This window comes from Bacteroidales bacterium (assembly GCA_031275285.1).
Taxonomy (GTDB): domain Bacteria; phylum Bacteroidota; class Bacteroidia; order Bacteroidales; family UBA4181; genus JAIRLS01.
Genome location: JAISOY010000204.1, coordinates 1 through 24257, shown reverse-complemented (window position 1 = coordinate 24257; position 24257 = coordinate 1). Strand labels below are relative to the sequence as shown.

The 24257-nt window shown below is 40.8% G+C and carries 24 protein-coding genes and 1 pseudogene; 18 read left to right on the top strand and 7 right to left on the bottom strand.

Annotated features, from left to right (window positions below; genetic code table 11):
• The first annotated feature begins 22 nt into the window (after window positions 1-22).
• From LBQ60_20155 to LBQ60_20130, 6 genes and pseudogenes are all read left to right on the top strand, one after another.
• A pseudogene (locus tag LBQ60_20155) lies at window positions 23-2230 on the top strand (hypothetical protein).
• A gap of 120 nt (window positions 2231-2350) precedes the next feature.
• Complete coding sequence (locus LBQ60_20150) at window positions 2351-3313, top strand: family 43 glycosylhydrolase (protein ID MDR2040239.1); 963 nt, start codon at window positions 2351-2353, stop codon at window positions 3311-3313.
• A 9-nt stretch (window positions 3314-3322) separates the two neighbouring features.
• Window positions 3323-4837: a glycoside hydrolase family 43 protein gene (locus tag LBQ60_20145; GenBank protein ID MDR2040238.1), complete on the top strand. Its 1515-nt coding sequence runs from the start codon at window positions 3323-3325 to the stop codon at window positions 4835-4837.
• A 121-nt stretch (window positions 4838-4958) separates the two neighbouring features.
• Entirely contained in the window at window positions 4959-5942 is a 984-nt protein-coding gene (locus LBQ60_20140) for a glycoside hydrolase family 43 protein (GenBank protein ID MDR2040237.1), read from the top strand.
• 144 nt (window positions 5943-6086) lie between these two features.
• Window positions 6087-6746, top strand: coding sequence for a hypothetical protein (locus LBQ60_20135; protein ID MDR2040236.1), 660 nt, complete (start codon window positions 6087-6089; stop codon window positions 6744-6746).
• A 20-nt stretch (window positions 6747-6766) separates the two neighbouring features.
• Window positions 6767-7438: a hypothetical protein gene (locus tag LBQ60_20130; GenBank protein ID MDR2040235.1), complete on the top strand. Its 672-nt coding sequence runs from the start codon at window positions 6767-6769 to the stop codon at window positions 7436-7438.
• A gap of 56 nt (window positions 7439-7494) precedes the next feature.
• Here LBQ60_20130 and LBQ60_20125 read toward each other — a convergent pair whose 3' ends face one another.
• Window positions 7495-8529 carry a winged helix-turn-helix domain-containing protein gene (locus LBQ60_20125; protein MDR2040234.1) on the bottom strand — a complete coding sequence of 345 codons (1035 nt, stop codon included), beginning with the start codon at window positions 8527-8529 and terminating at the stop codon, window positions 7495-7497.
• Between the two features lie 252 nt (window positions 8530-8781).
• Here LBQ60_20125 and LBQ60_20120 point away from each other — a divergent pair, with 252 nt between their 5' ends.
• From LBQ60_20120 to LBQ60_20085, 8 genes are all read left to right on the top strand, one after another.
• Entirely contained in the window at window positions 8782-9183 is a 402-nt protein-coding gene (locus tag LBQ60_20120; GenBank protein MDR2040233.1) for a DUF1573 domain-containing protein, read from the top strand.
• Window positions 9184-9204: 21 nt separating this feature from the next.
• Entirely contained in the window at window positions 9205-10437 is a 1233-nt protein-coding gene (locus tag LBQ60_20115; protein MDR2040232.1) for a DoxX family protein, read from the top strand.
• 142 nt (window positions 10438-10579) lie between these two features.
• Window positions 10580-11647 carry a DUF1573 domain-containing protein gene (locus tag LBQ60_20110; protein MDR2040231.1) on the top strand — a complete coding sequence of 356 codons (1068 nt, stop codon included), beginning with the start codon at window positions 10580-10582 and terminating at the stop codon, window positions 11645-11647.
• Between the two features lie 643 nt (window positions 11648-12290).
• Window positions 12291-13094 (top strand): class I SAM-dependent methyltransferase, encoded by an 804-nt coding sequence (locus LBQ60_20105; protein MDR2040230.1) that lies wholly within the window; start codon window positions 12291-12293, stop codon window positions 13092-13094.
• Between the two features lie 56 nt (window positions 13095-13150).
• On the top strand, window positions 13151-13576 hold the full coding sequence (locus tag LBQ60_20100; GenBank protein ID MDR2040229.1) for a hypothetical protein: 426 nt from the start codon (window positions 13151-13153) through the stop codon (window positions 13574-13576).
• A gap of 8 nt (window positions 13577-13584) precedes the next feature.
• Entirely contained in the window at window positions 13585-14055 is a 471-nt protein-coding gene (locus tag LBQ60_20095) for a DinB family protein (GenBank protein ID MDR2040228.1), read from the top strand.
• Between the two features lie 256 nt (window positions 14056-14311).
• Window positions 14312-15106, top strand: a complete 795-nt coding sequence (locus tag LBQ60_20090; GenBank protein MDR2040227.1) for a helix-turn-helix domain-containing protein — start codon at window positions 14312-14314, stop codon at window positions 15104-15106.
• A gap of 85 nt (window positions 15107-15191) precedes the next feature.
• The gene (locus LBQ60_20085) at window positions 15192-16406 is read left to right on the top strand and encodes a M28 family peptidase (protein MDR2040226.1); all 1215 of its coding nucleotides are present in this window, start codon (window positions 15192-15194) and stop codon (window positions 16404-16406) included.
• Between the two features lie 155 nt (window positions 16407-16561).
• Here the strand turns inward: LBQ60_20085 and LBQ60_20080 are convergent, their stop codons facing one another.
• Complete coding sequence (locus tag LBQ60_20080) at window positions 16562-17278, bottom strand: alpha/beta hydrolase (protein ID MDR2040225.1); 717 nt, start codon at window positions 17276-17278, stop codon at window positions 16562-16564.
• Window positions 17279-17440: 162 nt separating this feature from the next.
• Here LBQ60_20080 and LBQ60_20075 point away from each other — a divergent pair, with 162 nt between their 5' ends.
• A complete protein-coding gene (locus LBQ60_20075) occupies window positions 17441-18325 on the top strand; it encodes a dihydrofolate reductase (protein MDR2040224.1) in 885 nt (294 codons plus the stop codon).
• Here the strand turns inward: LBQ60_20075 and LBQ60_20070 are convergent.
• Entirely contained in the window at window positions 18308-19096 is a 789-nt protein-coding gene (locus LBQ60_20070; GenBank protein ID MDR2040223.1) for a DUF108 domain-containing protein, read from the bottom strand. The genes LBQ60_20075 and LBQ60_20070 overlap by 18 nt on opposite strands.
• Window positions 19097-19413: 317 nt before the next feature.
• Here LBQ60_20070 and LBQ60_20065 point away from each other — a divergent pair, with 317 nt between their 5' ends.
• The 3 genes from LBQ60_20065 to LBQ60_20055 all read left to right on the top strand — a co-directional run bounded on the left by LBQ60_20065 (window position 19414) and on the right by LBQ60_20055 (window position 21509).
• The gene (locus LBQ60_20065; GenBank protein MDR2040222.1) at window positions 19414-19635 is read left to right on the top strand and encodes a hypothetical protein; all 222 of its coding nucleotides are present in this window, start codon (window positions 19414-19416) and stop codon (window positions 19633-19635) included.
• A gap of 140 nt (window positions 19636-19775) precedes the next feature.
• Window positions 19776-20414: a GyrI-like domain-containing protein gene (locus LBQ60_20060; GenBank protein MDR2040221.1), complete on the top strand. Its 639-nt coding sequence runs from the start codon at window positions 19776-19778 to the stop codon at window positions 20412-20414.
• A gap of 264 nt (window positions 20415-20678) precedes the next feature.
• Window positions 20679-21509 carry a methyltransferase domain-containing protein gene (locus LBQ60_20055; GenBank protein ID MDR2040220.1) on the top strand — a complete coding sequence of 277 codons (831 nt, stop codon included), beginning with the start codon at window positions 20679-20681 and terminating at the stop codon, window positions 21507-21509.
• A 255-nt stretch (window positions 21510-21764) separates the two neighbouring features.
• Here the strand turns inward: LBQ60_20055 and LBQ60_20050 are convergent, their stop codons facing one another.
• The 4 genes from LBQ60_20050 to LBQ60_20035 form a co-directional block, all read right to left on the bottom strand.
• The gene (locus LBQ60_20050; GenBank protein ID MDR2040219.1) at window positions 21765-22175 is read right to left on the bottom strand and encodes a hypothetical protein; all 411 of its coding nucleotides are present in this window, start codon (window positions 22173-22175) and stop codon (window positions 21765-21767) included.
• 294 nt (window positions 22176-22469) lie between these two features.
• Window positions 22470-23171: an LrgB family protein gene (locus LBQ60_20045; GenBank protein ID MDR2040218.1), complete on the bottom strand. Its 702-nt coding sequence runs from the start codon at window positions 23169-23171 to the stop codon at window positions 22470-22472.
• Entirely contained in the window at window positions 23158-23514 is a 357-nt protein-coding gene (locus LBQ60_20040) for a CidA/LrgA family protein (GenBank protein MDR2040217.1), read from the bottom strand. The genes LBQ60_20045 and LBQ60_20040 overlap by 14 nt, the downstream gene beginning before the upstream one ends.
• Window positions 23515-23641: 127 nt before the next feature.
• On the bottom strand, window positions 23642-24257 hold a 616-nt coding region (locus LBQ60_20035; protein ID MDR2040216.1), incomplete at its 5' end, for an alpha-L-fucosidase.

The following is a 24257-nucleotide window of genomic DNA, read 5'->3' as shown; positions in this document are numbered from 1 at the left end:
GATGGATAGGAATCCCGATTTCATGAATAAAATATGGATATCCTTATTAATCCTGACCACCGGATTCCTGTATTCCGGATGTGCGGTCAATAAGGGAAGTAAAACAACGGGAAAGGAAAAAACCGTTTTCCAGACTTCACGGGAGTGGCGACCAACCATCGATAACCGGGGAGACGTTGCCATCATTTATGGTGTTGGCGGTAATCCCAGCGACAAATCCAGACGTATTCCCTTTGAAGAACGTGTAAAGTCATGGCAGGAAAAGGGATATATTACCCATTTTATGACAGGGATCGCCTGGGGGGAATACCAGGATTATTTTACAGGCAAGTGGGACGGAAAACGACACCTCGATGAAGGACAGGTACAACAGAATGGTGATACTATATGGCATGGTCATATGGTCCCCTATATTGTGCCTTCGGAAAATTTCCTGTCGTACCTGAAGGAGAACCATATAAAAAGGGTGATTGATGCAGGGATCGACGCGATATATATGGAAGAACCGGAATTCTGGACACGTGCAGGCTACAGCGAAGCATTCAAGCGCGAATGGCAGAAATACTATGGGTTTCCATGGCGGCCTCAACATGAATCCCCTGAAAACACCTGGTTATCGAATAAATTGAAATACGAACTGTATTACCGTGCAGTAGAAGATGTATTTACTTATGCCAAAGAGTATGGTAAAAGTAAAGATATGAATATCCGTTGCTATGTGCCGACCCATTCATTGTTGAACTATTCGCAATGGAGCATTGTAAGCCCTGAAGCAAGCCTGGCTTCACTACCTTGTGTGGACGGATATATTGCACAGGTGTGGACGGGTACTTCAAGAGAACCGAATTATTATCAGGGAATACATAAAGAACGTGTGTTTGAAACGGCTTTCCTCGAATATGGTTGTATGGTATCGATGACTGCTCCTACAGGACGTAAAATGTTCTTTCTTACCGATCCTATAGAAGACTGGCCACGCGATTGGGAAGATTACCGCCGTAATTACCAGGCGACCTTCACGGCACAACTTCTTTATCCCGGTATTGATAATTATGAAATCATGCCATGGCCGGAAAGGATATACGAAGGACTCTACAACGTATCTGCAGGTAGTAAGGAAAAAGCCCGTATTCCCCGCAGCTATTCCACACAAATGCATGTGATGATCAATACGCTTAATGATATGCCTTTATCGGATAACAGAGTGAGCGGATCACATGGAATAAGCGTCCTGATGTGAAATTCCCTCATGTTTCAGCGGCTGCCTATACACAAGGGTTACGATGATCCCCAGTTAAGTAATTTTTATGGACATGTGCTGCCTTTCCTCAAAAGAGGCATACCGGTAAGCATTGCCCATATAGAAAATCTTGGTTATAAAAATACATTGGCTGATACGAAAATACTTCTGATGACTTATTCCAACATGAAACCCTTAGATGGGAAAGCCCATGAGTACCTCGCCGAATGGGTAAAAAAAGGAGGAATACTTGTTTATAACGGAAGTGACAATGATCCATTCCAAAATATTTCGGAATGGTGGAATCAGGATCCGAATAATTATCCGACAGCATCCGCACATCTTTTTGAAAAACTCGGTCTGGGCCTTATTCCTGAGGAAGGTGAATATAAGGCAGGAAAAGGAATGGTTCGTATTATCCGGCATGACCCGAAAGATTTTGTGTTGCAACCGGACTCGGACAGGAAACTATTCGGTGCAGTGTCTGAATTATATAAAAAATCATCTAACGGAAAAGAATTGGAAACCAAAAATAGTTTCCATTTACGCCGCGGTCCGTATGAACTTATTTCTGTCATGGACGAAAGTATTAGCAACGATCCTTTTGTAATCAACGGGCTTTTTATAGATCTCTTTGATCCGGATTTACCTATATTGACACAAAAAACCGTACATCCGGGGAATCATTCCATGCTATACAATTTGGATCATACTCCCGATAAAAAGAAAGTAAGTATATTAGCTACAGGAGCACGGGTAAGTGATGAGGCACATTCTTCAAATGAGTATTCTTTCATCGCAAAAAGCCCTGTTGAAACATCAAATGTGATGCGTATCTTCATACCCCGTAAGCCGAAAGATTGTACCATATCGTATATCAACAATAACATTTCTCACGATGTCGAATGGGAATGGGATGACCCAAGCAGTACGGTTTTAATGAAATTCGAGAATCATCCGGATGGTGTTGCCGTGAAAATTACCTATTAATATTTTGGAAAATATAGATTCAGAAGATATTTTTACATGAATGATTGGAAACAAGATAGAACGATTATTGTCTGGAAAATTATAAAGTATTAAACAGTGAAAAAACAATTTCTCCTATTATTGATTGCAGTTTGTATTTTTCCTTTTTCAGGAAATAGCCAGCAAAAAAAATATTATAACAACCCGGTAGTGGCAACTAGCCTTCCGGATCCGACAATTATCCGTACCCCGGATAATTGGTTTTATTTATATGCGACAGAAGATATTCGCAATACACCTATTTATAAATCGAAAAATCTGGTGGATTGGGAATTTGTAGGAACAGCATTCACCAGGGAAACCCGTCCTAATTTTGAACCCAGGGCCGGATTATGGGCCCCGGACATTAATTACATCAATGGAAAGTATGTATTATATTATTCCATGTCGGTATGGGGTGGAGTAAATACCTGCGGTATAGGCGTCGCCACTTCGGACCGGCCGGAAGGGCCTTTCACGGATCATGGGAAAATCTTCAGAAGCAATGAAATAGGAGTACGTAATTCCATCGATCAGTTTTACATCGAAGAAGACGGCAGGAAATATTTATTCTGGGGTAGTTTTAACGGAATTTACGGAATTGAACTGGCTAATGACGGTTTATCCGTAAAAGAAGGCGCTGAAAAAAAACGAGTGGCTGGTAATGCCTTCGAAGGAGTTTACATTCATCAACGAGGGGATGATTATTTTCTATTTGCTTCCATTGGTAGTTGCTGTGAAGGCGTGAAAAGCACTTACCGTCTGGTATGCGGCCGCTCCGGATCATTATTCGGACCGTATAAGGATAAATCCGGAAAGCCTATGATGGAAAACGGTTATGACATCATTATCAACAAAAACGACAGGTTCGTAGGTAACGGGCATTGCTCCGAAATAGTGCAGGATGATAAAGGTAATGACTGGATTCTTTATCATGGCGTAGATGTGGAGCATCCCAAAGGAAGGATTTTATTATTAGACCAGGTAAAATGGGACAATGACGGATGGCCTTACATTGAGGGAGGTACACCATCTTTATCCGCACCTGCACCTGTTTTTAAATAACATCAACATATGAAGACCTTATTTTTCTTTATTCTTACATTTTGTTCGTTTCAGCTTTTTTCCCAGGAAACGACCTACCGGAATCCGGTAATTCCGGGCGATTATCCCGATCCGACAGTAATCCGTGTGGGAGACACCTATTATGCTGCCGGAACATCATCCGAATGGGCTTTACCATACAGGCTCTATGAGTCAAAAGACCTGATCAACTGGACCTATCTCGGTCCGTTATTGAAAGAGATGCCGGACTGGACCATGGGTAGTTACTGGGCACCGGAACTATTCTATCATAAAGGGACTTACTTTGTCTATTACACGGCACGCCGGAAAACAGACCGTAAATCTTATATCGGTGTAGCAACAACGAAAGATATCAAAAAGGGATTTACAGATCATGGATTGATCATTGAATGGACCAATGAAGCCATTGACGCTTTTGTGATCGAACTTGACGGAAAACTGTATATTACCTGGAAAGCATACGGACTGGATCAGGGACGCGATATTGAGATATTGGGTTCGGAATTATCTCCGGACGGACTGAAACTAAAAGGAGAGGTTTTTTCTTTGATCACTGCAAACCGCGATGACTGGGAAGCCGGAGGTGCAGAAGGACAATGCCTGGTAAAACATGGTGAATATATCTATATGTTTTATGCCGGAAACGGTTGTTGCGGTCCTAACTGCAATTATATGACAGGAGTGGCAAGAGCAAAGTTCGTCAAAGGTCCATGGGAAAAATATTCCGGCAATCCGATCCTTCATAGTAGTGACCAATGGCGTTGTCCCGGACATGGAACACTGGTCACGACCCCGGGTCAACGTTATTTTTTACTGTATCACGCATACAATGCCGCAACTAATATATTTACCGGCCGGCAGGGGTTATTAGATGAAATCCTCTGGGATAAGAAAACAGGATGGCCGTATTTCCGTTATGGCAAAACCCCTTCTTTGCAAGCCGAAGCGCCTTATTCCGGAACCATCCAAAAAGAAATTTCCGGATTTGAAGATCGTTTTTCTTCAAAAGAGCTGGATAAAGAATGGACATGGGATGTTTCACAGAAACCGGTATATGAACTCGCAAACGGGTATTTATCCCTCATAGGAAGGGAAACCCCGACCGGCACATTTTTGGGGGTACGCCCCAGAAAAAGCACTTATTTCCTCTCTGCTGAGACGGAAACTTCTCCTGTACAGACCGGAATATGCCTGTATGGCACCAAAGACAATGCTGTAGGTATATCTTCCAGTGATGGGAAAATAGAATTATGGAAAGTATCGGGCGGACAAAGAACTGTCTTATCTTCGGAAATAAATCAGGCATCATCAGTTATGCTTTTTGTGAATGTCCGTTTCGGGCAATACTGCCAGTTCGGCTATTTCAAAGACGGAAAGCGACAAAACATCGGAGAGCAGATACATGTATCTGATTTACCGCAATGGGACAGGGCACCGATGGCAGGTATCCAGGTAAGAGGCGCAACTAATGGACAATTTAAATCTGTAAGCATAAAATATTAATCATTAAAATCCACTAAGCACGCAGTGTTATTTATTATTTTTTTAAGCCGCATTGATCAAGTGGATTACATTCAGAAAGCACAACATTAATTGTTTTACATTACTTAAAATATCATACACCATGAAGAAGATTCTTTTTATCGCTGTTCTTATTTGTACTGTCTTAGTGGCTTGTGAACAAAAGCCGAAACCCAGAGCCGGTAATCCGGTTTTCCCCGGATGGTATGCTGATCCGGAAGGGATTATTTTTGACGATCAATACTGGATCTATCCCACATATTCCGCCCCATACCACAAACAGGTTTTTATGGACGCATTTTCTTCTCCTGACCTGATTCATTGGACAAAACACAGCCGTATTATAGATACGGTGGCGGTTCCCTGGGTAAAAAGAGCTATGTGGGCGCCCGCTATCCTTAAGAAGGATAATCAGTATTTCCTGTTCTTTGCAGGTAATGATATCCAGAATGACCAGGAATACGGGGGCATTGGAGTTGCCGTTGCAGACCGTCCGGAAGGACCCTACCGCGACCATTTGGGAAAACCGTTGATCGATAAATTCCATAATGGAGCACAGCCGATAGACCAATATGTATTTAAGGATAAAGACGGCAGTTATTACATGTACTACGGCGGATGGCGCCATTGTAATGTAGCCAAGCTGAATAAGGACTTTACAGGATTCGAACCGCTGCCTTCCGGTGAAATATTTAAGGAAGTTACCCCTGAAAATTATGTCGAAGGACCATTTATGTTCATCCGCGACGGGAAATATTATTTTATGTGGTCGGAAGGAGGCTGGACAGGGCCTAATTACGCTGTAGCCTACGCGATTGCTGACAGTCCGTTCGGACCATTCAAGCGAATTGCAAAAATATTACAGCCGGATCCGGAGATAGCAAACGGTTCAGGACATCATTCGGTGATACATGAGCCGAAGTCTGATAAATATTACATCGTCTATCATCGTCGCCCGATAACAGAGACAGATGGGAATTACCGGGAGACCTGTATCGAAGAGATGTTTTTTGATGAAAACGGATTGATTAAGCCGGTAGTAATTACAAGAGAAGGGGTGGAAGAAAATAGACTTACCAAAAAGTAATAAGTAATACCACCAAATTAATGTTACATTTAATAACCGTAATTAAGTTGATCAATGCAATTTAAGAAAACAATAAATAGTACTGAGTGCTTAACAACCGGTTAATTTATATTTTAATAATTGTCGTATTTAATATTAAGATAGATGGACGAACATGCTTTTTATCATGCTGATATGCCTTTATCAGAAGTATTAAAAACAGATTATCGTTTGCACATGACTCTTTCGTTTGTTGGCGTGAAGTTGGGATTTTGTCCTCAGGCAACCATAAAAGAGGTTTGTGCGCTAAATAACGTTGATCATAACTTTTTCCTGTTCCTTGGTAATATATATACTTTTGATAATTATAGCCCTGAACATTATCCCGAGTCCCTTTCTTTTGAAGACTCCCTAAGGTATGTCCTTAAAGTTCACGATTATACACAAAAAGAAATATTTCCCCATACGGAGCAAGGATTCGCGTCTGTACAAAACCAGCTTTCTCCTTCGGACAGGACACAAATGGAGGAAACGCTTAAAAGTTTTTTCAGTATCTTCAATAAGTATCATTCCGACTTTGATCAGGTACTTGAAAATTATAGAAAAACTCATCAGTCTTTGGATGCAACCAATACGCAAGTATTATTGGCGCAAATTGATGAAATCGTTATCCGGATAAAACGCATGATCGAAATCCTACCTGATAAGGAAGAATGTTCCCAATTTAAATACTTTCTCTCTTTTCTCACGATACATATCGCCAAGCACGAAAAATTGATGAAGTATGCCCTCAAGCCCATGTTTACCTATACAGATGTCTTTTAATACTTAAGATCGAACGATAAATGGCACAAAATACCTTTTTTCATCCTGATATGCGGTTATCAGACTTGTTGTATCAAGATTATCGTTTACATATCACACTTTCTCTTTTAGGGGTGAAATTGGGGTTTTGTCCTGACGCCTCAGTAAAAGATGTATGTGCCTTCAATAAAGTGGATCACAATATTCTTCTGTTTATCGCCAATATTTATGCATCCGATGATTATACGCAGGAAGATTATCCAGAATATATGTCTTTCGATGATTCTTTAAGGTATATTTTAAAAATTCATGAATACACCCAACAAGATATTATTCCCCGTATTGAGCAGGATTTTTTTGAAATACTGGACATTTTGACTCCATCAAACCAGCATGATATAAAAAAGATGCTCAAGGATCTTGAGGAAATCTTTAAGAAATATCATTCTAACTTTGACCTGGTGGTTGAAAACTATAAAAATACGCATCAGCCCCTGGACAGGCAGAAAACCGTACGATTAATGAAACCGATTGACAAGGCCGTCTTTTTGGTAGAGTTAATGATCAGAATATTATCTGATAAAAAGTTATTATCTTCAGAAAAACAGGACGAATGCATCCGGCTTAAATATTTTCTTTCCCTTTTTCTGGGACATATTCCCAATCACCTGAAAATTATCCGGTATGGTCTTGCCCCTATGTTTACCTTTTAATAGCTGATTTATTGTAAGAAATCCCGGAAAGTAATTGGTTATCCGAGGCTGGATAATTACGGACTAACCAGCTTATATCCCACCCCTTTTACCGTAACAATTTGAATAGAAGGATCTTTTTTCAGATATTTACGTAGTGTGGTAAGATAAGTATCCAGGCTTCTTGAATATATCATTCCACTACTGCCCCAGTTTTCTTCCAGAAGAGCATTCCGTTCAACCACATTACCCTGCTGTATACATAATGCATACAATATAGCATTTTCCTTCTTATTCAGCTGGATCACTTCGCCAAATCCCTGCAATTCATTTTTCCCCGGGTCGAAATGATATTGTCCGATTTGAAATCCATTTTCCTGAAGAGGTTCAGGAGAGGTGACAGGCGGTTGCATTATATCCGGACCTTCTTCTTTTTGTCTTTTACAAAACAGGAAAACCATACAGGCCAATGTAAAAATAGCCAGGATAATGGTACATATCAATGTTCCGTTCATTCTCCCAAACACAGTAGCCGGGGAAACCTGAAGAATAGCGCGTACCGCTTCTGTATCCGAAATCTCAGAGACAATGGAAAGTTCCGGATTCATTTCCCGTTGTTTCTCGTCCGGAAATAATGATGTCTCCAGAATTGTTCCTGTTCCTGTATCAAACCGTTCTATCACAAACGAAACAGGGATATTCCTGTCATACAACATGCCGGCAAACAAATCGGACAGGCAGTAGATATTCATAGGCACCATCTGTTCCCTTAAATCATGGAAAACACGGCTGATAAAACTTTCGATGGAATGTCCGGAAATATTATGGTATACAATCGTATCCGAATCAAAACATTTCCTGACAATTAATATTTCCTCTTTTCCACAACCCTGAATAGTTAATTCTCCCGGGGTGATAATATCTACAACCGGTACCCGGTAAGTTTGCTCTTTCTGATAGGCAAGGTCAAAAGCATCCTCGATTTCGGATATGATGTGCCGGAGCTCCGCTTTATAAGAATGACAAATCCAGATAGATTGTAATACTAATAAAGAAACGATTCCCAGAAGTAAAAACAGGAAAGAATAAGAATATTTTCTATGAAATTGCATATGCAAATATAAGTCATTCTACGATTTTAAGTTTCCCAAACAAAACAATAGTAAATACATTTTGCTAGCCTACAGATATTTGCAAAAATATTTTGACATAAAGATGACCTTTATTTAACATTACCCTTTATTATCTGTTTAAAATTTGACCATAAAAAGACCATCATTTGAATCGAAAAGCATCAAAAACAAAAGATTGCAGACGAACTTTGCACCATATTCTAAAATCAATAAAAATTAAAAAATAAACCTATGAAAAAAGGAATTCTTTTAATGATTGCCTGCATGACTATGATCGCAGCAGTCAATGCTCAAAAAGCCGACACCACCGTAGTTTTTACAAAACTGGAGCATGATTTCGGCAGTATCGTACAAAGTGACGGAGCACAGAGTTATACATTCGAGTTCACCAACAAAGGAAAAGAACCTGTATCCATCCAGAGAGTGGCCACTTCGTGCGGTTGTACTACTTCAGGATGGAGTAAAGAACCCATCGCTCCGGGTGGAAAAGGACTCATAAAAGCAACTTACAGTCCGACCGGCGCTACCACATTCAATAAGTCACTTACAGTATACTTTTCCGGAGGAAGTCCCGATTTTATAGTTTTGCGGCTACGTGGAAAAGTAACAGCCCAAACTGCGGATAAAAAATAGTTGTTACAATTATTCAAAGGTATGATCAGGAATCTGTTAATCATTGCACGCCTTCTCCTTGGTGCAGTATTTATCTTTTCAGGATTCGTCAAAGGGGTGGACCCCATGGGGTCCACCTATAAATTTATCGATTATTTTACGGCATTCGGCATGCCTGCCCTTTCGCCGCTTGCCTTTCCTCTGGCTGTATTGCTTAATGCGGCCGAGTTTACAATAGGTATAGCACTGGTACTTGGCGCAAGAATGAAAGAAGCTTCCTGGTCGGTATTACTTTTTATGGTTTTCTTCACCATTCTCACTTTTATCCTTGCATTGACAAATCCCGTTTCAGATTGCGGATGTTTCGGTGATGCGCTGAAATTAACCAACTGGGAAACTTTTTATAAGAACATCATATTAATGGCATTGGCTGTTGTTATATTCCTGAACAGGAACAAATATACTCCGGCATACTCCGCTGCGGCCGAATGGATATGGCTGGCAGGAAGTGTCGTATTCATCTTCGGAATCACCGTATACTCATATCGCCACCTGCCTATCCTGGATTTCCGTCCTTACAAAATCGGAACGGATATCAATCAGGGAATGATTATTCCCGAAGGAATGCCCACCGATAAATTCCGCACCATCTTATATTATGAAAAAGAGGGTGTCGTGAAAGAATTTACTGAAGAAAATTATCCCTGGGACGATAGTACATGGGTATGGAAAGATTCGAAAACAGAGTTGATTGAAAAAGGATATGAACCACCCATTCACGACTTCAATATCATAACACCCGAAGGTGTCGACATCACAGATAATATATTGTATCATGAAGGGTATACGATGCTGGTAGTAGCACACCGTTTGGAAAAAGCCAATAAGGCCGCATTGGTCAAAGCCAATGAACTTGCACGTTACTTCCATGAAAAAGGATATGGGTTTTATTGCCTTACATCCTCACTTGTGGACGAGATAGAAACGCTCAGGGAAGATTGGCAGTTAGATTTCGAATTTTGCCATACAGACGATATTACCCTTAAAACCATCATCAGGTCAAATCCGGGATTTGTTTTACTCAAAGAAGGTACCATTATCGATAAGTGGCATTACAATGATATGCCGGAAATAAAATCACTGCCCGACAACCTGATGAGTCATTCCATCCGGAAACTTGTTGATGGAAATGAAACCAACAGGGTATATATACTCTTGTTCGCGTTGGTGCTTTATGCCTTTGCTTTTCACCAGTTCAGGAGATATAAAGAATAACCGGTATGAAACCTTCATAAGTTAAAGCCGTCAAAGAGTATGAACCGAAGCTCAACGACCGCAAGGGAATTAATAAAAAATGAGGGTTTAACTTCGTTGAGCCTTCGGGTTCATATGATCCTAAAGAATAAAAGATACACATATGAAAAATATATTCACGACCCTGCTTGTATTACTTATGGCAGGCCATATAGTTAATGGACAGGCAAAAATCGAGTTTGAAAAAACCACCCATGATTTTGGAAAAATAAATGAAAAGGGGGATAAAGCATCCCATGATTTTATTTTTAAAAATACCGGAACAACACCATTATTGGTGCAAAATGTCAGGACTAATTGCGGATGTACTGCATCTGACTGGACAAAAGAGCCGGTAAACCCAGGCAAATCCGGTTTTGTGCGCATCACCTACGATATCGAAGGACGCCCGGGTAAGATAGATAAGTCCGCTTATGTTATCACCAATGCCAAACCGGCGCAAATAACACTCCGTTTACTCGGCGAAGTCATACCGATAGAACGCAAGCCGCCCGAAACCTTTCGATATCCTGCAGGGCCACTCAAACTCAGCGATATGCATGTAGCATTGAACAAGATGTATGCGTGGGAAACAAAAACAGCAGAAACTTTCGTTTTGAATCCCGGCTCAACACCGGTAAAAATCTCATTTGAACGTCTTCCTGCGTATATTCAGGCAAGTGCAACTCCTTCAACAGTAAAAGGGGGAGAAAAAGCTAAGATCAGTATCACTTACAGTTCTCCTAAAAAGAAGGATTGGGGATTTATCTCGGAACAAATCAGCATGATACTGAATGACGATCCATCCAAAGAATACAAATTGACGGTAACGGCAAACGTAGAAGAAGATTTTTCCCAATGGAAACCCGCTGAAATAATGAATGCCCCTACCCTTTCACTCGATACAAAAATTATTGAGGCAGGAAAAATCGCCAGAAACAGTCAATCGGAACATACGATCAAAATTACCAATCAGGGAAAGAGTAAATTATTCATCAGGAAAATATCATCCAACAGTCCTCAGGTAAAAATCCAAAGTCCATCAGAAATCAATTCCGGAAAATCCGCAGATATCACCGTCACTTACAATGCAACAGATAAAGCCGGTACTGTGAACGATGTGATCACGCTTATCTGCAATGATCCCGGCAATTCTGTTTCCACCATCAGGCTCAGGGCATCCATAGAATAAATCTTATAAAATATCCGGTCATCAAAAGATATCTCAAAAACAGGCAAATGTATAACCGATAAGTACAAAATATAAATAATTCTACATTAAAAAATATATCAAGTATACCGGGTTCGGCCTACGGCAGTCGGCGTTAAGAAAATCCGAAGTGAAGGGTATCAAAAACAAAATCTGTATGAGCGATAGCGAACTTAGCGTTAGATCTCATCGCAGATAGTTATTTTGTTTTACCCGAAACGGAAGATTTTTAGCCAAGACTGGCGTTAGCTTTGATTTTTGCTTCTTTGCATCAAGGCAACGGCGTGAGCCCTCATGAACACCACAAAAAATAATACTATAATGTGAATAAAGAAGAGTGAAATAGTATAAACCAATTTCCGACATATACTTACAAACACACACAACATTATGAACATTTGTTCATAATAAGTAATATTTTGGAAAGATTTATCCATTGGATAACAGGAATCATGATTATTTATATATTAGCAGTCAATAAATACGGTCGATATTGACATTCGACAGAAGTTGTCAGGAAATAATTACCGGAACCCGGATTTTTCCTATTCTATGTGCCATTATTTTAAACTGTATCGTTCAAAGATGTAAAAAATATAAATAGCAAAAAATCGGAACACATCAGATGAAAATCACTCATAAAAGACCTGCACTATTTGAAAAAACGGACAATGATATATGGACCGATCCATACATCCGGCAACAAATGTTGAAAGAACATTTGAATCCGTTATCAGACGCAGCAAGCAGAAGGAAAGAATCGATGATAAAAATTACGGATTTCATATCTGTAAATACAAAACAACAGACACGCTTGCTGGATCTGGGATGTGGTCCGGGGTTATATACTTCTTTCTTCCAGGACAAAGGTTATTTCGTTACAGGAATAGATCTCAATAAGGTTTCTATCGAATATGCCAGAAAACAACATAAAGACATTCAATACATTGAAGGTGATTATATCAAAAATTATCCTGATGGAAAATTCGATGCGGTGATCATGATTTATTGCGATCTGGGCACTCATTCGGATACCCATCGCGACAAATTATTGCGGAATATATATGAATCCCTTGAAGAAGAAGGTGTATTCATATTTGACGTATTCACAGAAGCCCTGACCAATGATCAGGAAGAGGGCAGAAATTGGCATTACCAACCTGACGGAGGTTTCTGGCATGCAAATGAATACCTGCTTTTAAGCGAAACATTTCATTATCCGGAAAGCAGGGCTTTTGCCTATCAATACCATCTGCTGATCAAAGGTGAACAGGAACATTTTATTGTGTGGGACCGGTATTATACGCAAGAAGAAATAACCGGGATTCTGAAAGAAACCGGATTTTCAGAAGTCACTATCCATCATCATATATTAACTGATAACAATTTTACTTCCAATAGTGAGATGTTTGTCGTAGCAAAAAAATAAAATGAAGTTCAGGATACGATATGAATAAAAAACAGAGAGATACATTCCAAGGGAATATGAAACATTTTCTGTCAGAATCTGCTATCTGGAAAACCAGTTCGGAGTTTGTCGCCCCGGATGGGAAAATATCCTTTGCAGAAGGCGAATCTGTGATTAGTATTCATGGAACGGAAATAACCAATGAAAGCTGGGTACAATTGGAAAGCATAAAAAGAAGCAACCATTATAAAATTACCCGGGTTTCTCCATCGGAGTTGATCTTCGAATCTTTCAATCCGGAACTTGGAAAACAGACCGGCATATTCAATATTGACAGGAATACCGTATTTTCTAAATTTAAAATAGAAGAAACTTCACTCAACGGTTTTGAAATCATCCGCAGGGAAGCAGATACCTGTTACACACAGGGAGCGCTCTATGATAACGACTCACTCGTCAACACATGGAGTGCCGTAATGAATAAAGAATCAGACACATTATAATAAAAACCATGAACGTAGATTTTAGTATTTATACAGACGAGATCAGGAAAGTAATCAATGAATGGGAACAAAAGTTGCTTCTTTTACCTGAAAAAGGAATTACGGAAAAAAGGAATCATCAAAACCGGACAATCAAGCAATTACTCGGGCATTTGATCGACTCCGCGTCAAACAACCATCAAAGGATCATCCGCCTGCAATACAATGATCATTTGATTTTTCCCGATTATACGCAGGATAATGACCGTTGGATAGCTATTCAGGATTACCAGCATGCCGATTGGGAAAACCTGGTTCAATTATGGAAGTATTTTAACCTGCATATCATCCACCTGATAGAAACCGTTGACCAATCAAAGCTCAACAATTACTGGACCGACTTTGAAGGTAGAAAAGTAACCCTGGAAGAAATGATCAAAGGCTACTCTTCCCATCTGAATTTGCACATGAGTGATATCAACGATTTAATACTGAAATGAAATAAGCACTCAGTGCTATTTATTATTCTCTTGAATTGCATTGATCGAATTAAATACAGTTATTAAATATAACATTAATTTATTGGTATTACTTAATATCAACGATTTAGAATACCAGTGTATGGCAACATCATAAAATCCGGCCATCCTGTTAAACCAATACTGATTTTGTAAAAGATATCCATAAAATGTCTTATTTTTACAATTCATTGTTCCGGCGAGCGTCTATATTTGCCGGAATAATTGTGTGCAGCGAATGGAAGAATTCAGATTCATACACCCCACTCCTTTATTGGCACCCTACATAAAGTGCTACTGGCTGTTAAAATCAGTCAGCGATTCCGCTACCCTGGCGCGAACAGTACCTACGGGGATGATCAACCTGATATTTCACCGGGGTAACCGTCTGTTATCGGTTCATAAAAACGAACTACACCCACAGGCTTTTCTCAGCGGACATGAGAAAACATTCGCCGATCTGGAGTATACCGGGCAAATCAATATGATATCCGTTGTGTTCCGCCCTGTTGGGGTACGGGCGTTTTTTAACCTGCCGATGAACAAGATCAACGACCTGAGGGTAACGGCAAATGACCTGGGAGATAAGGAACTGTCGGATCTGGAAAAAAACATTGCCAATACGGAAGATGACCAGATGTGTATCCTGCTGATCAATCAGTTTCTTCTGAAAAGATTTTGCAGTATTGCGGAACATAACCTGAAACGGATAGAAACCACCATCCGCCTGATTAATTCCGGACAAACGGATGTCACTTCCCTTGCCGATTCCGCCTGCCTGAGCACGAAACAATTCAAGCGCGTTTTTTCCGAGTATGTCGGTGCCAACCCCAAAGAATTTTCCCGAACTATCCGTTTCCAGAGGGCATTACATATTCTTGAAACACAACCACAGACCAGTCTAACTTCCCTGGCTTACGAATGCGGTTATTATGATCAATCACACCTGATTAAAGAATTCAAGGCTTTGTCCGGTTATACACCAACCGAATTCCTTGCCGTATGCCCACCTCATTCTGATTATTTCAGTTAAGAAACATCTGTTTTTGTCTTTTTTTTACAATTCCAGCTCTTTCGCGAAGAGTACTTTTGCCCCATCATCATTTAAAAATCAAGTTATGGACAAAAAGGCATTAACAGAAAAAATCCAATCACACCTGCAAGTGTTGTGTTCCGATATCGGAGAACGTCGCGTAGGAAGCGAAAAAAACCGCAAAGCTACCTCTTACGCTAAAAAGGTATTGGAAGTATCCGGTTGGCAGACCGAAGCGACTGAACTATCGGTAATAGACTGGAAGACAGAAGGCGCAACGCTGACTTGTGCCGGACAATCATTCGAAGTCTTTTCCTCCCATTATTCGTTAGGCTGTTCTGTAAAAGGTGAAATGGTAGCCGTAAATACCATGGACAAACTGGAAAAGGCCGGGATCAGGGATAAAATCGTATTGCTATACGGAGAAATTGCTTCCCAGCAAATTGCCCCCAAGAACTTTCCCTTCTGGAATCCTGAAGAGCACCAACACCTCATTTCTGTATTGGAGAAGGGTAAACCACTGGCATTGATCTGTGCCACAGAACGAAACGCAGCAACAGCAGGAGGTGTTTACCCGTTCCCATTATTTGAAGATGGTGACTTCGATATTCCCTCGGTTTACATGAAAGATACCGAAGGTGAGAAATTACTCTTCTGTACTGGTCAAACCGTAGAACTGATCTCCAGGGCGGAACGCATTCCCGAAACAGCGTTCAATGTGATCGGTAGAAAAAATGACCAAACCAAAGACCGGATCGTTATCACCGCCCACATAGATACTAAAATCGACACTCCGGGCGCAATCGACAATGGAACGGGAGTGGCAGTAGTGTTGTCATTGGCCGAACTGCTAAAAAATGATCCCGGTAAATACCCTGTCGAACTGGTTATTTTCAACGGAGAAGACTATTATGCCGCACCCGGACAAATTAAGTACATCGAACAGAACGCAGGTCACTTTAACGATATACTATTGAATATCAACATAGACGGAGCTGGTTATAAGGAAGGGGGTTCCTGTTTCTCCCCTTTCGATCTCCCGGAAAATATCCTCGATACCCTGCATGAAGTGATCTGGGATACTCCGGGAATAAAAGAAGGACTTCCATGGTATCAGGGCGACCACAGCCTGTTCCTGCAAAACAATCGTCCTGCTGTTGCGGTGAGTTCCCAATGGTTCATCGAGAATATGGAATGTCAGGAGATAACCCATACTCCGAAAGACAATCTCAGCATTGTCAATGATGAACGCGTTGCAGAATGCGCCTTAGGCATTGCTGCATTGATCCAAAAATTATAATCAGACAATGGGACGGGCTGTCCAAAAGCTATTTTAGAGCGGAACGGCGAAGCCCTCATGCAAGTAATTACAAATTCCGCTCAACGCTATGACAAATACCTGTTGGAGAAAATCTTCAACAGGTATTTCCTGTTTTTTAACATGAAAAATAAATCTCACAAATTTTCATTCAACCATGCCTCAAAAAACGACAACTGTTTGTTTGATGAAAAAAAATGTTCGCCACCCTCCATTATAGTCAGTACTGCTTGATTTTTTTCAGAAAAAACCATTATCTCTTCCTGTGTTGTAAGCGTATCCTTACTCCCATACAATACAGCAATAGCAGAATTCAGGTTACTATCTACCGGATGCTGTCTCACATAAGTATAATAATCCCAATCCAATGTCTTTCCTATCGGCAAAAGTATCTTTTTCTCATCCCTCAATCTCTGTTCGCTGACCTGGAATCCAGCCATCATATTTTGTATGACGTTTTCCATATTGATGATCGGAGAAAGGAGAAAAAATTTCCGGATATCATGTGTTGGAAATGCCAACAAACTGAAATAAGCGCCTATGCTACAAGCAAACAGACTGATGTCGGTACTTATTGATCTTGCATAAGCATCAACTGCCTGAAGATCGGAAATACAGTTTTGCGGGTTACATACATATTCTCTGTTCTTACGTTCGCCGTGTTCCGGCAGATCAAAACTTAAAACGCGATATCCTTTAGGTATTAGGGTCCTGGCCAGTAGTTCTATGATCGTATCTTCCTTATTCGATAGATCCCCATGAACAGCAATCATCATCCTGTCACCGGAATCTCCCCAAAGAATGGCAGGAATGGTTTTATCTGGATCATTACCTATGTTTATATATTCCTTCATGCCACAAAGATACATATGAGCCCGGTTATAAAGAAGGACTTTCCTGTTTCTCCCCTTTCGATCTCCCGGAAAATATCCCTAATTAAAAACACCGGACAGATATAAATTTCTATTTCCCCGAAAACACCCTAACTTTGTACACAAAACAACACCATAAAACCCATGTTCCGGAAACTCGTCGCCATCGAACCCATCAGCCTTATTCCCTCAGCCGAAGCAACCCTTCATACCTTCGCCAGGGAAGTAATTATGTATCCCGACATCCCTGCCAACGACGACGAAGTCGCCGCCCGCATCGGGGACGCTGATGCTGTATTGCTAAGTTATACGTCCCGCATCAATAAGTATGCGCTTGAAAAATGCCCTAACGTACAATACATCGGCATGTGTTGTTCCCTTTACTCACCCGAAAGCGCCAATGTAGACATTTTGTATGCCAATAGCCGCGGAATCACCGTCACCGGTATCCGTGATTATGGCGATGAAGGAGTGGTTGAATATGTTATCAGTGAATTGATACGGTGCCTGCACGGGTTCGGACAAGAGCCCTGGGACGGTATGTCCCGCGAAATAACCGGACTTAAAGCCGGCATCATCGGACTCGGAAAGTCTGGCGGAATGATAGCCGACGCCCTTCATTTCTTCGGTGCCGATATTACCTACTTTTCCCGGAGCGAGAAAGAAGAAGCCCGCGCCAAAGGATATCGCTACCTACCCATAGGTGAAGTGCTTAAACAAAGTGAAGTAGTCGTGTGCTGCCTCAATAAAAATACAATCCTGATACACGAAGAAGAATTCCGTCAACTCGGAAACAAAAAGATACTTTTCAACACAGGATTATCACCTGCATGGGACGAAGCTCCCTTCCTCCAATGGCTCAAAGGTGATAACCTCTGTTTTTGCGACACCATCGGCGCACTCGGCGGTGAGCATCTCCTCTCCGATCCACATGTACGTTGTATGCAGGTTTCTACCGGACGCACCCGTCAGGCATTCGACCGGTTGAGTGAAAAAGTCCTCCAAAACCTTTCAGAATACAACGGGTGACACAATATTGATCAGCGTACTTACGACCGACCATCCCGCAATATCGGAAGTAGCACTGTAAACATCGACCATGGCATGTACCTGGTCGTTTTTTATTTCAACCCGCTGCGTATCACCTACAAAGCCCGGGGTAGACTGCATGGTTACCTGCATATCTTCCGGCCCCACCGATGCCAGCGATGCCGCAACAGAAACATTCAGACCCGTAGGAAAAACACCGATAGCTTCCAGGGCAGTACCCGAAAAGACAATCCGCTTTTCCTTCTCCATCACAGGATCATAAACCGAAGACCTTCGCAATGCATTCACGCCTTTCTCGTTAAAGAAACAAGCTTTTGCATTTCCCATCAGCGTAGCCGTGCGCAACACATCAAACCCGCCCGTAGCACCCGAAGCAATATATATCCGGGTTCCGTTCTTCTTAGCTGTTTCGATAGCCTCCTTATAAAAAACAGTATCCGCCAACGCCCCGATAGACAGGGTGACTATAGACGTACCGTTCATCAGCGCAGGTAGCGTAAGAGATTTCATCGCAGCCGGCGATGCCGCTTCCACTAGGTAATCAGGCCTTAATGCCAACAGTTCCTCCAGTGTTGAGTACGCTTTACAAGGTCTGCCGTGTTGTGTCATTACCGCAGCAAATTCATCGGCTTTCGCCGCTGTACGGGAATATACTCCGACTAAATCATATTCGGGTAACAGATCGTTCAGGACGGCATTGACCACAATCCGGGCAAGACGCCCGCATCCGAAAATTACTAATTTTTTCATAGGGTAAAGGTAGGGAATAATCCGGGATTTAACCTGAAAGACTAATCCCGGATACATACCCGGGAATATACTACCGGGGGTATCTTTATCACTTTTTGTAGAATTCAGACCATAAAAGACATATGGACCATTATCATTTTCATCAGGTAGATTTTAGCAAGAATGGTAAAACCTGTTTATTCAACATGATATATCTTTGTAAGTAATTGTTCAAAATAATATCATACATATATGGAATCATTTTTAACCTTCTTTTTCTTGATAAAAAGAAGCAACTGAGCGAAGTGGTCTCACGAACACCATATAAATTATCTATGGTGAGTAAAAATCAAGGCTTGCTTCCTCAGCGACCAGTCACTGCACGCTACGGGACGCCGGAAGAACTACCTCCGGTGAGATCGCTCCGCTTAGTTCGCCTGACGGCTCAGACAGCTTCCGGATTGCCCCTTCACTTTGCAGGGCTGGTACTCGCTTCCGGAAGCTCAGGCCTCCCTGGTGTAACACCTCTGTATGAGCGGGGGAAACAGAAAATGCGATAATGTGAACTAATTATGAACATCCACTTATTAAGCACTCAGTGCTATTTATTGTTTCCTTATGTCACATTGGTCAAATGGATTACGTTCTGAAAATATGACATTAATTGTTTTAGATTACTTATATAATAAAAACTCGATTTATGGCTTTCGATTACAAAAAGGAATATAAGGAATTCTATCTTCCAAAAAAGAAATCTGAGATGATTGAAATTCCGGCAATGAATTTCATAGCTATCAGGGGAAAAGGAAACCCCAATATGGAAGACGGCGAATATCAGCAAGCTGTAGGACTTCTGTACGGAATTGCTTATACCATCAAAATGAGTGGTAAAAGCGGGTATCGGATCAATGACTTTCTTGAATATGTAGTCCCGCCATTGGAAGGTTTTTGGTGGATAGACGGCCTTACATATATGGATTACAACCGGAAAAATGATTTCCATTGGATTTCCGTTATACGCCTTCCTGATTTCGTTCAGGAAAAAGATCTCGTTTGGGCAAAAGCCGAAGCGGAAAAGAAAAAGAAAAAAGACTTCTCAAAAGTGGAGTTCTTCACCTATCATGAAGGTTTATGTGTACAGTGCATGCATACAGGATCCTACGATGACGAGCCGGCCACCATCCAGGCAATGGAAGAATATGCCGAAAAGAACGGTTACCTGATCGATATTACCGACAACCGATATCACCACGAAATTTATATCACCGATCCGCGGAAATCTGCTCCTGAGAAATTAAAGACCGTTGTCCGGCATCCTGTCAGGAAAAAGGACCTGTAGTCCGAATAAATTCCGGGTACATCATGCCGTTAGTTAAAATAATCCTTATCTTTGTACCACTAAAAACGTTGGATGTTTAAATTTAAGAAGGAGTCCGTGAAGTAAATAACCGTAGACATTCTGTCACGGTTATCCCTTAGCAAGCTCAGGCAGATCCTTGCCGGAGTTATTTCCATATTTATATAGTATCAATACATTTGTAGCAATTGGCAATTAACTGTAATTTTATTCCGTTGCTACCTATCATTATAAAATTTAAACATCATGAATAACGATAATAAATCCAATAACCTCACGCCCAATCAAACGAGTGAACATACTTCGTCCTCGCCTAACCGGTCAATTCACGAATTCGACTTTAATTTAATCTGCGAGTATTTTTCAAGTGTAGAACGCCAGGGACCGGGAAGTCCTGAGACAACCATCAAAGCGCTTAGTTTCATTGAAGGTCTTACGGACCAATCCCTTATTGCCGACCTTGGATGCGGTACAGGTGGACAAACAATGACTCTGGCACAACATGCCCCGGGCCAGATCACCGGTGTGGACCTGTTTCCCGATTTTATCCGCCTGTTCAACAGTAATGCGGAACGCCTCCATCTGCAAAACAGAATGAAAGGGATAGTCGGCTCGATGGATGAACCTCCATTCAAAAAAGATGAATTAGACCTGATCTGGTCGGAAGGAGCTATCTATAACATTGGTTTTGAGCACGGAATAAACCTGTGGCGACAATTTCTGAAACCAGGCGGTTATATCGCTGTTTCGGAAGTATCCTGGTTTACAGATGAACGTCCTGCCGAAATCAATGAATTCTGGACAGATGCCTATCCTGAAATAAATACCATTCCAAATAAACTGGCCCAGCTGCAAAAAGCCGGATACGTTCCCGTAGCCTGCTTTATCCTGCCGGAAAACTGCTGGATTGAACACTTCTACCAACCACAGATCACAGCACAGGAAAAATTCCTCGAAAAGCATGCCGGCAACAAAACAGCCGAAGAGCTGGTCGCTAATCAATGCCATGAGATGCAGTTATATCATAAGTATAAGGAGTTTTATGGTTACACGTTCTATATCGGAAAGAAAATATAGACAATCCAAACGGGAAGGTGATCGTAACATGATCGTCTTCCCGTTTTCAAAATATTTAAACGATGAAAATCTATTATAGTATGGTGAAAATGTAGAATTGTTCTAACAAAAACAAAATTACAGATATTAAAACCAAATACACAGGAGAACAAGCCTCATACATATATTTGTTGTAGGATCGTTGCCGAAGATGAGTCATATACCTGTGAACCTACATTTATTCATGTCTTTTTCCGGTTATTCCCGGATGTCTGTTTAATCAGGATAACAAGACATGCCCAACGCGACCAATACCGACACGATCAAAAATATACACCAATGACATAACCGGACAAAATAGAATATTTTAGCTTTTGATATGAATAAAGTCAGTATCCAAAATATACTATACCCCAAAAATAATAATGAAATAAAAAGCGCCAGGTAAAAATTGTAGTCTATCACGTTGATTCCCATCAAAAAGATGAATATTGCGGATAACAACAGGTCGATCGTTACCATCTGGAAACCTGAGCGTCCGGTCAACCATATCCGGAACAAACGTTCTTCCGCCCTATTATGCTTCCGGGGATTCAACATGATATATTGTTTATTGCCCGGTATGGTATGTACCAATAACGATATAATTAAAACAACACTGGCTGAAATAAAGTAATAATTCATCATTTATACATTATTATCGGTTAGAGTAATTTTCAGTAAACCTGGTATCCATCCTTTGAATAAGACACTTCATAAGGGTAGACTTTAGAAATATTTTTGTTGTTCCTGATAATAAGAAGATCCTTGTGTATGGAATCTGTTATTTTTGTTTGGAACAGATATATGTTTTGATATTAAATATTTGAATCCTATAATATATTGCAATCCTGCTTATTAGTACATTGTAATGCAAATATACAAAATTTTTATCGGGGTTTATAATTACTTCATATGTAAATAACATATCAAACAATCCATTTAAGCTGGTAAAAAGCCCAATAATTCAAGGATCGTTGGAGTAAGAAGCGCTGTTAATATACCATTCAGGATAAGCCCTAATCCGGCATATGCTCCGTATTTACTACTGATTTCCATTGCTGTAGATGTCCCCAAAGCATGTGCTGCAGTACCCATAGATAACCCCTGTGAGATAGGTTGGTTAATTTTTAATAACTTCATCAGTTTAAATCCGATCATACCACCAAATATTCCTACGCATACGACAACAGCCGCAGTAAGCGGTGGAATACCACCTATTGCGCTGGATACCTCCATGGCAATAGGCGTAGTTACCGACTTTGGGGCCAAAGACAATACGACTTCCCGGCTTGCTCCTAATAAATGAGCAATAAGTACTACCGATACGATTCCGACAATACACCCGGCTAATTGGGAAAGAAGAATAGGTACGAGTTGTTTCTTTATTTGCCGAAGCTGAAGATATAAAGGAACTCCAAGTGCCACGATGGCAGGTTTCAGCCAGAATTCTATCAGATCCCCTCCTTCACTATATGTTTCGTAACTGATTCCCGTTAGTTTAAGAAACGCTATCAATACGGCTATTGTAAGCAAAATCGGATTCAACAATATATATCCGGTTTTCTTCTGTATCAGTTTTGCAATGAAGAAAACACCGAATGTCACAAATATTAAAAAGTATTTATTTTCAAGATATTCCATTTCTTTTCTTCTTTTTCCGGGCCACCTGATGCACCCATCCGGTTACGAGTAATACAAGTATGGTACTTACCAGAATAGCTATGGTAATGGGAAGTATCTCTGCCGCTATTAAATCAAAATACAGCATCACCGCAATACCCGGCGGTATAAAGAAAAAACTCAGATTAGCCGCCAAAAAATCAGCCACGCCCTGGACCCATTGCAACTTTATCCAACCTAACTCTAGAAAAAGGGTGAGGAGTAACATCCCGATAATACTGGAAGGTAGTTTGATTCCAGTGAAATAGACGATTAATTCACCCAATGCTAAACAGCCAAATAATATGGCGCATTGACGTATCATTAAAATAGTATTTTAAAAAACCATGTAAAAGTATAAAAATAACTTACATAAGTTCAATCAAAATACATGTCAATCCCCTACCCGGTTACAGGCATCCTGTATTGGAGCATGAAAATATCAACCATTCCTAAGTGATGGCCTGCTGATAATTCCCTTTATCTCCCTTATCCACTTCCTTCAGTTTTATTTTAATCACGAAAGGATCTTTTAGTTTCTGAACCGTTTTATCCGGTAAAAGAATATCATAATAATAAGAACCGAACTTATCCCTTCCTCCGTCAGTAATCACTGCTTTCTGCTTTGACACAAGGAATCCGGCTTCCTCAATTACAAAGATCATATCCTTTTGCTTGCTTTTCGGCACCTTTACCTTTATTTTATTGTTCATCGGCTTATTGAACACCGTAAGGTAAATATTGTCACCTTTTTGAGTACTGTAACCCCAATCCTGTTTCTCCAGGGCAGAATGATGTACACCATATACGGCCTCCCCGTTCAGCGCCATCCAGTCTCCTACCCCTTTTGCAATACTTGTTTCCTCAGAGCGGATGTTACCTTGTCCGTCAGGACCGAAATTAATCACAAAATTCCCGTCAAGAGAGTTGGCTTTTACCGTCATCTCAATCAAGTCATACGGAGTTTTTACGTAAGTTAAAGACCAGTCACGATGATAACCCCACTGGTTTTCCGGAATAGTCATCACACAGTCCCAATCGTTTCCGTTGACTTCTTCCAGCGTATTC

What these genes read in the sequence shown, in the direction of transcription:
- LBQ60_20045 (MDR2040218.1), bottom strand. Translation starts at nt 23,171, where the DNA reads ATGGAATATCTTGAAAATAAATACTTTTTAATATTTGTGACATTCGGT.
- LBQ60_20040 (MDR2040217.1), bottom strand. Translation starts at nt 23,514, where the DNA reads ATGATACGTCAATGCGCCATATTATTTGGCTGTTTAGCATTGGGTGAA.
- LBQ60_20130 (MDR2040235.1), top strand. Translation starts at nt 6,767, where the DNA reads ATGGCACAAAATACCTTTTTTCATCCTGATATGCGGTTATCAGACTTG.
- LBQ60_20075 (MDR2040224.1), top strand. Translation starts at nt 17,441, where the DNA reads ATGTTCCGGAAACTCGTCGCCATCGAACCCATCAGCCTTATTCCCTCA.
- LBQ60_20120 (MDR2040233.1), top strand. Translation starts at nt 8,782, where the DNA reads ATGAAAAAAGGAATTCTTTTAATGATTGCCTGCATGACTATGATCGCA.
- LBQ60_20070 (MDR2040223.1), bottom strand. Translation starts at nt 19,096, where the DNA reads ATGAAAAAATTAGTAATTTTCGGATGCGGGCGTCTTGCCCGGATTGTG.
- LBQ60_20080 (MDR2040225.1), bottom strand. Translation starts at nt 17,278, where the DNA reads ATGAAGGAATATATAAACATAGGTAATGATCCAGATAAAACCATTCCT.
- LBQ60_20050 (MDR2040219.1), bottom strand. Translation starts at nt 22,175, where the DNA reads ATGATGAATTATTACTTTATTTCAGCCAGTGTTGTTTTAATTATATCG.
- LBQ60_20110 (MDR2040231.1), top strand. Translation starts at nt 10,580, where the DNA reads ATGAAAAATATATTCACGACCCTGCTTGTATTACTTATGGCAGGCCAT.
- LBQ60_20060 (MDR2040221.1), top strand. Translation starts at nt 19,776, where the DNA reads ATGGCTTTCGATTACAAAAAGGAATATAAGGAATTCTATCTTCCAAAA.
- LBQ60_20125 (MDR2040234.1), bottom strand. Translation starts at nt 8,529, where the DNA reads ATGCAATTTCATAGAAAATATTCTTATTCTTTCCTGTTTTTACTTCTG.
- LBQ60_20115 (MDR2040232.1), top strand. Translation starts at nt 9,205, where the DNA reads ATGATCAGGAATCTGTTAATCATTGCACGCCTTCTCCTTGGTGCAGTA.
- LBQ60_20055 (MDR2040220.1), top strand. Translation starts at nt 20,679, where the DNA reads ATGAATAACGATAATAAATCCAATAACCTCACGCCCAATCAAACGAGT.
- LBQ60_20090 (MDR2040227.1), top strand. Translation starts at nt 14,312, where the DNA reads ATGGAAGAATTCAGATTCATACACCCCACTCCTTTATTGGCACCCTAC.
- LBQ60_20095 (MDR2040228.1), top strand. Translation starts at nt 13,585, where the DNA reads ATGAACGTAGATTTTAGTATTTATACAGACGAGATCAGGAAAGTAATC.
- LBQ60_20145 (MDR2040238.1), top strand. Translation starts at nt 3,323, where the DNA reads ATGAAGACCTTATTTTTCTTTATTCTTACATTTTGTTCGTTTCAGCTT.
- LBQ60_20140 (MDR2040237.1), top strand. Translation starts at nt 4,959, where the DNA reads ATGAAGAAGATTCTTTTTATCGCTGTTCTTATTTGTACTGTCTTAGTG.
- LBQ60_20135 (MDR2040236.1), top strand. Translation starts at nt 6,087, where the DNA reads ATGGACGAACATGCTTTTTATCATGCTGATATGCCTTTATCAGAAGTA.
- LBQ60_20105 (MDR2040230.1), top strand. Translation starts at nt 12,291, where the DNA reads ATGAAAATCACTCATAAAAGACCTGCACTATTTGAAAAAACGGACAAT.
- LBQ60_20100 (MDR2040229.1), top strand. Translation starts at nt 13,151, where the DNA reads ATGAAACATTTTCTGTCAGAATCTGCTATCTGGAAAACCAGTTCGGAG.
- LBQ60_20085 (MDR2040226.1), top strand. Translation starts at nt 15,192, where the DNA reads ATGGACAAAAAGGCATTAACAGAAAAAATCCAATCACACCTGCAAGTG.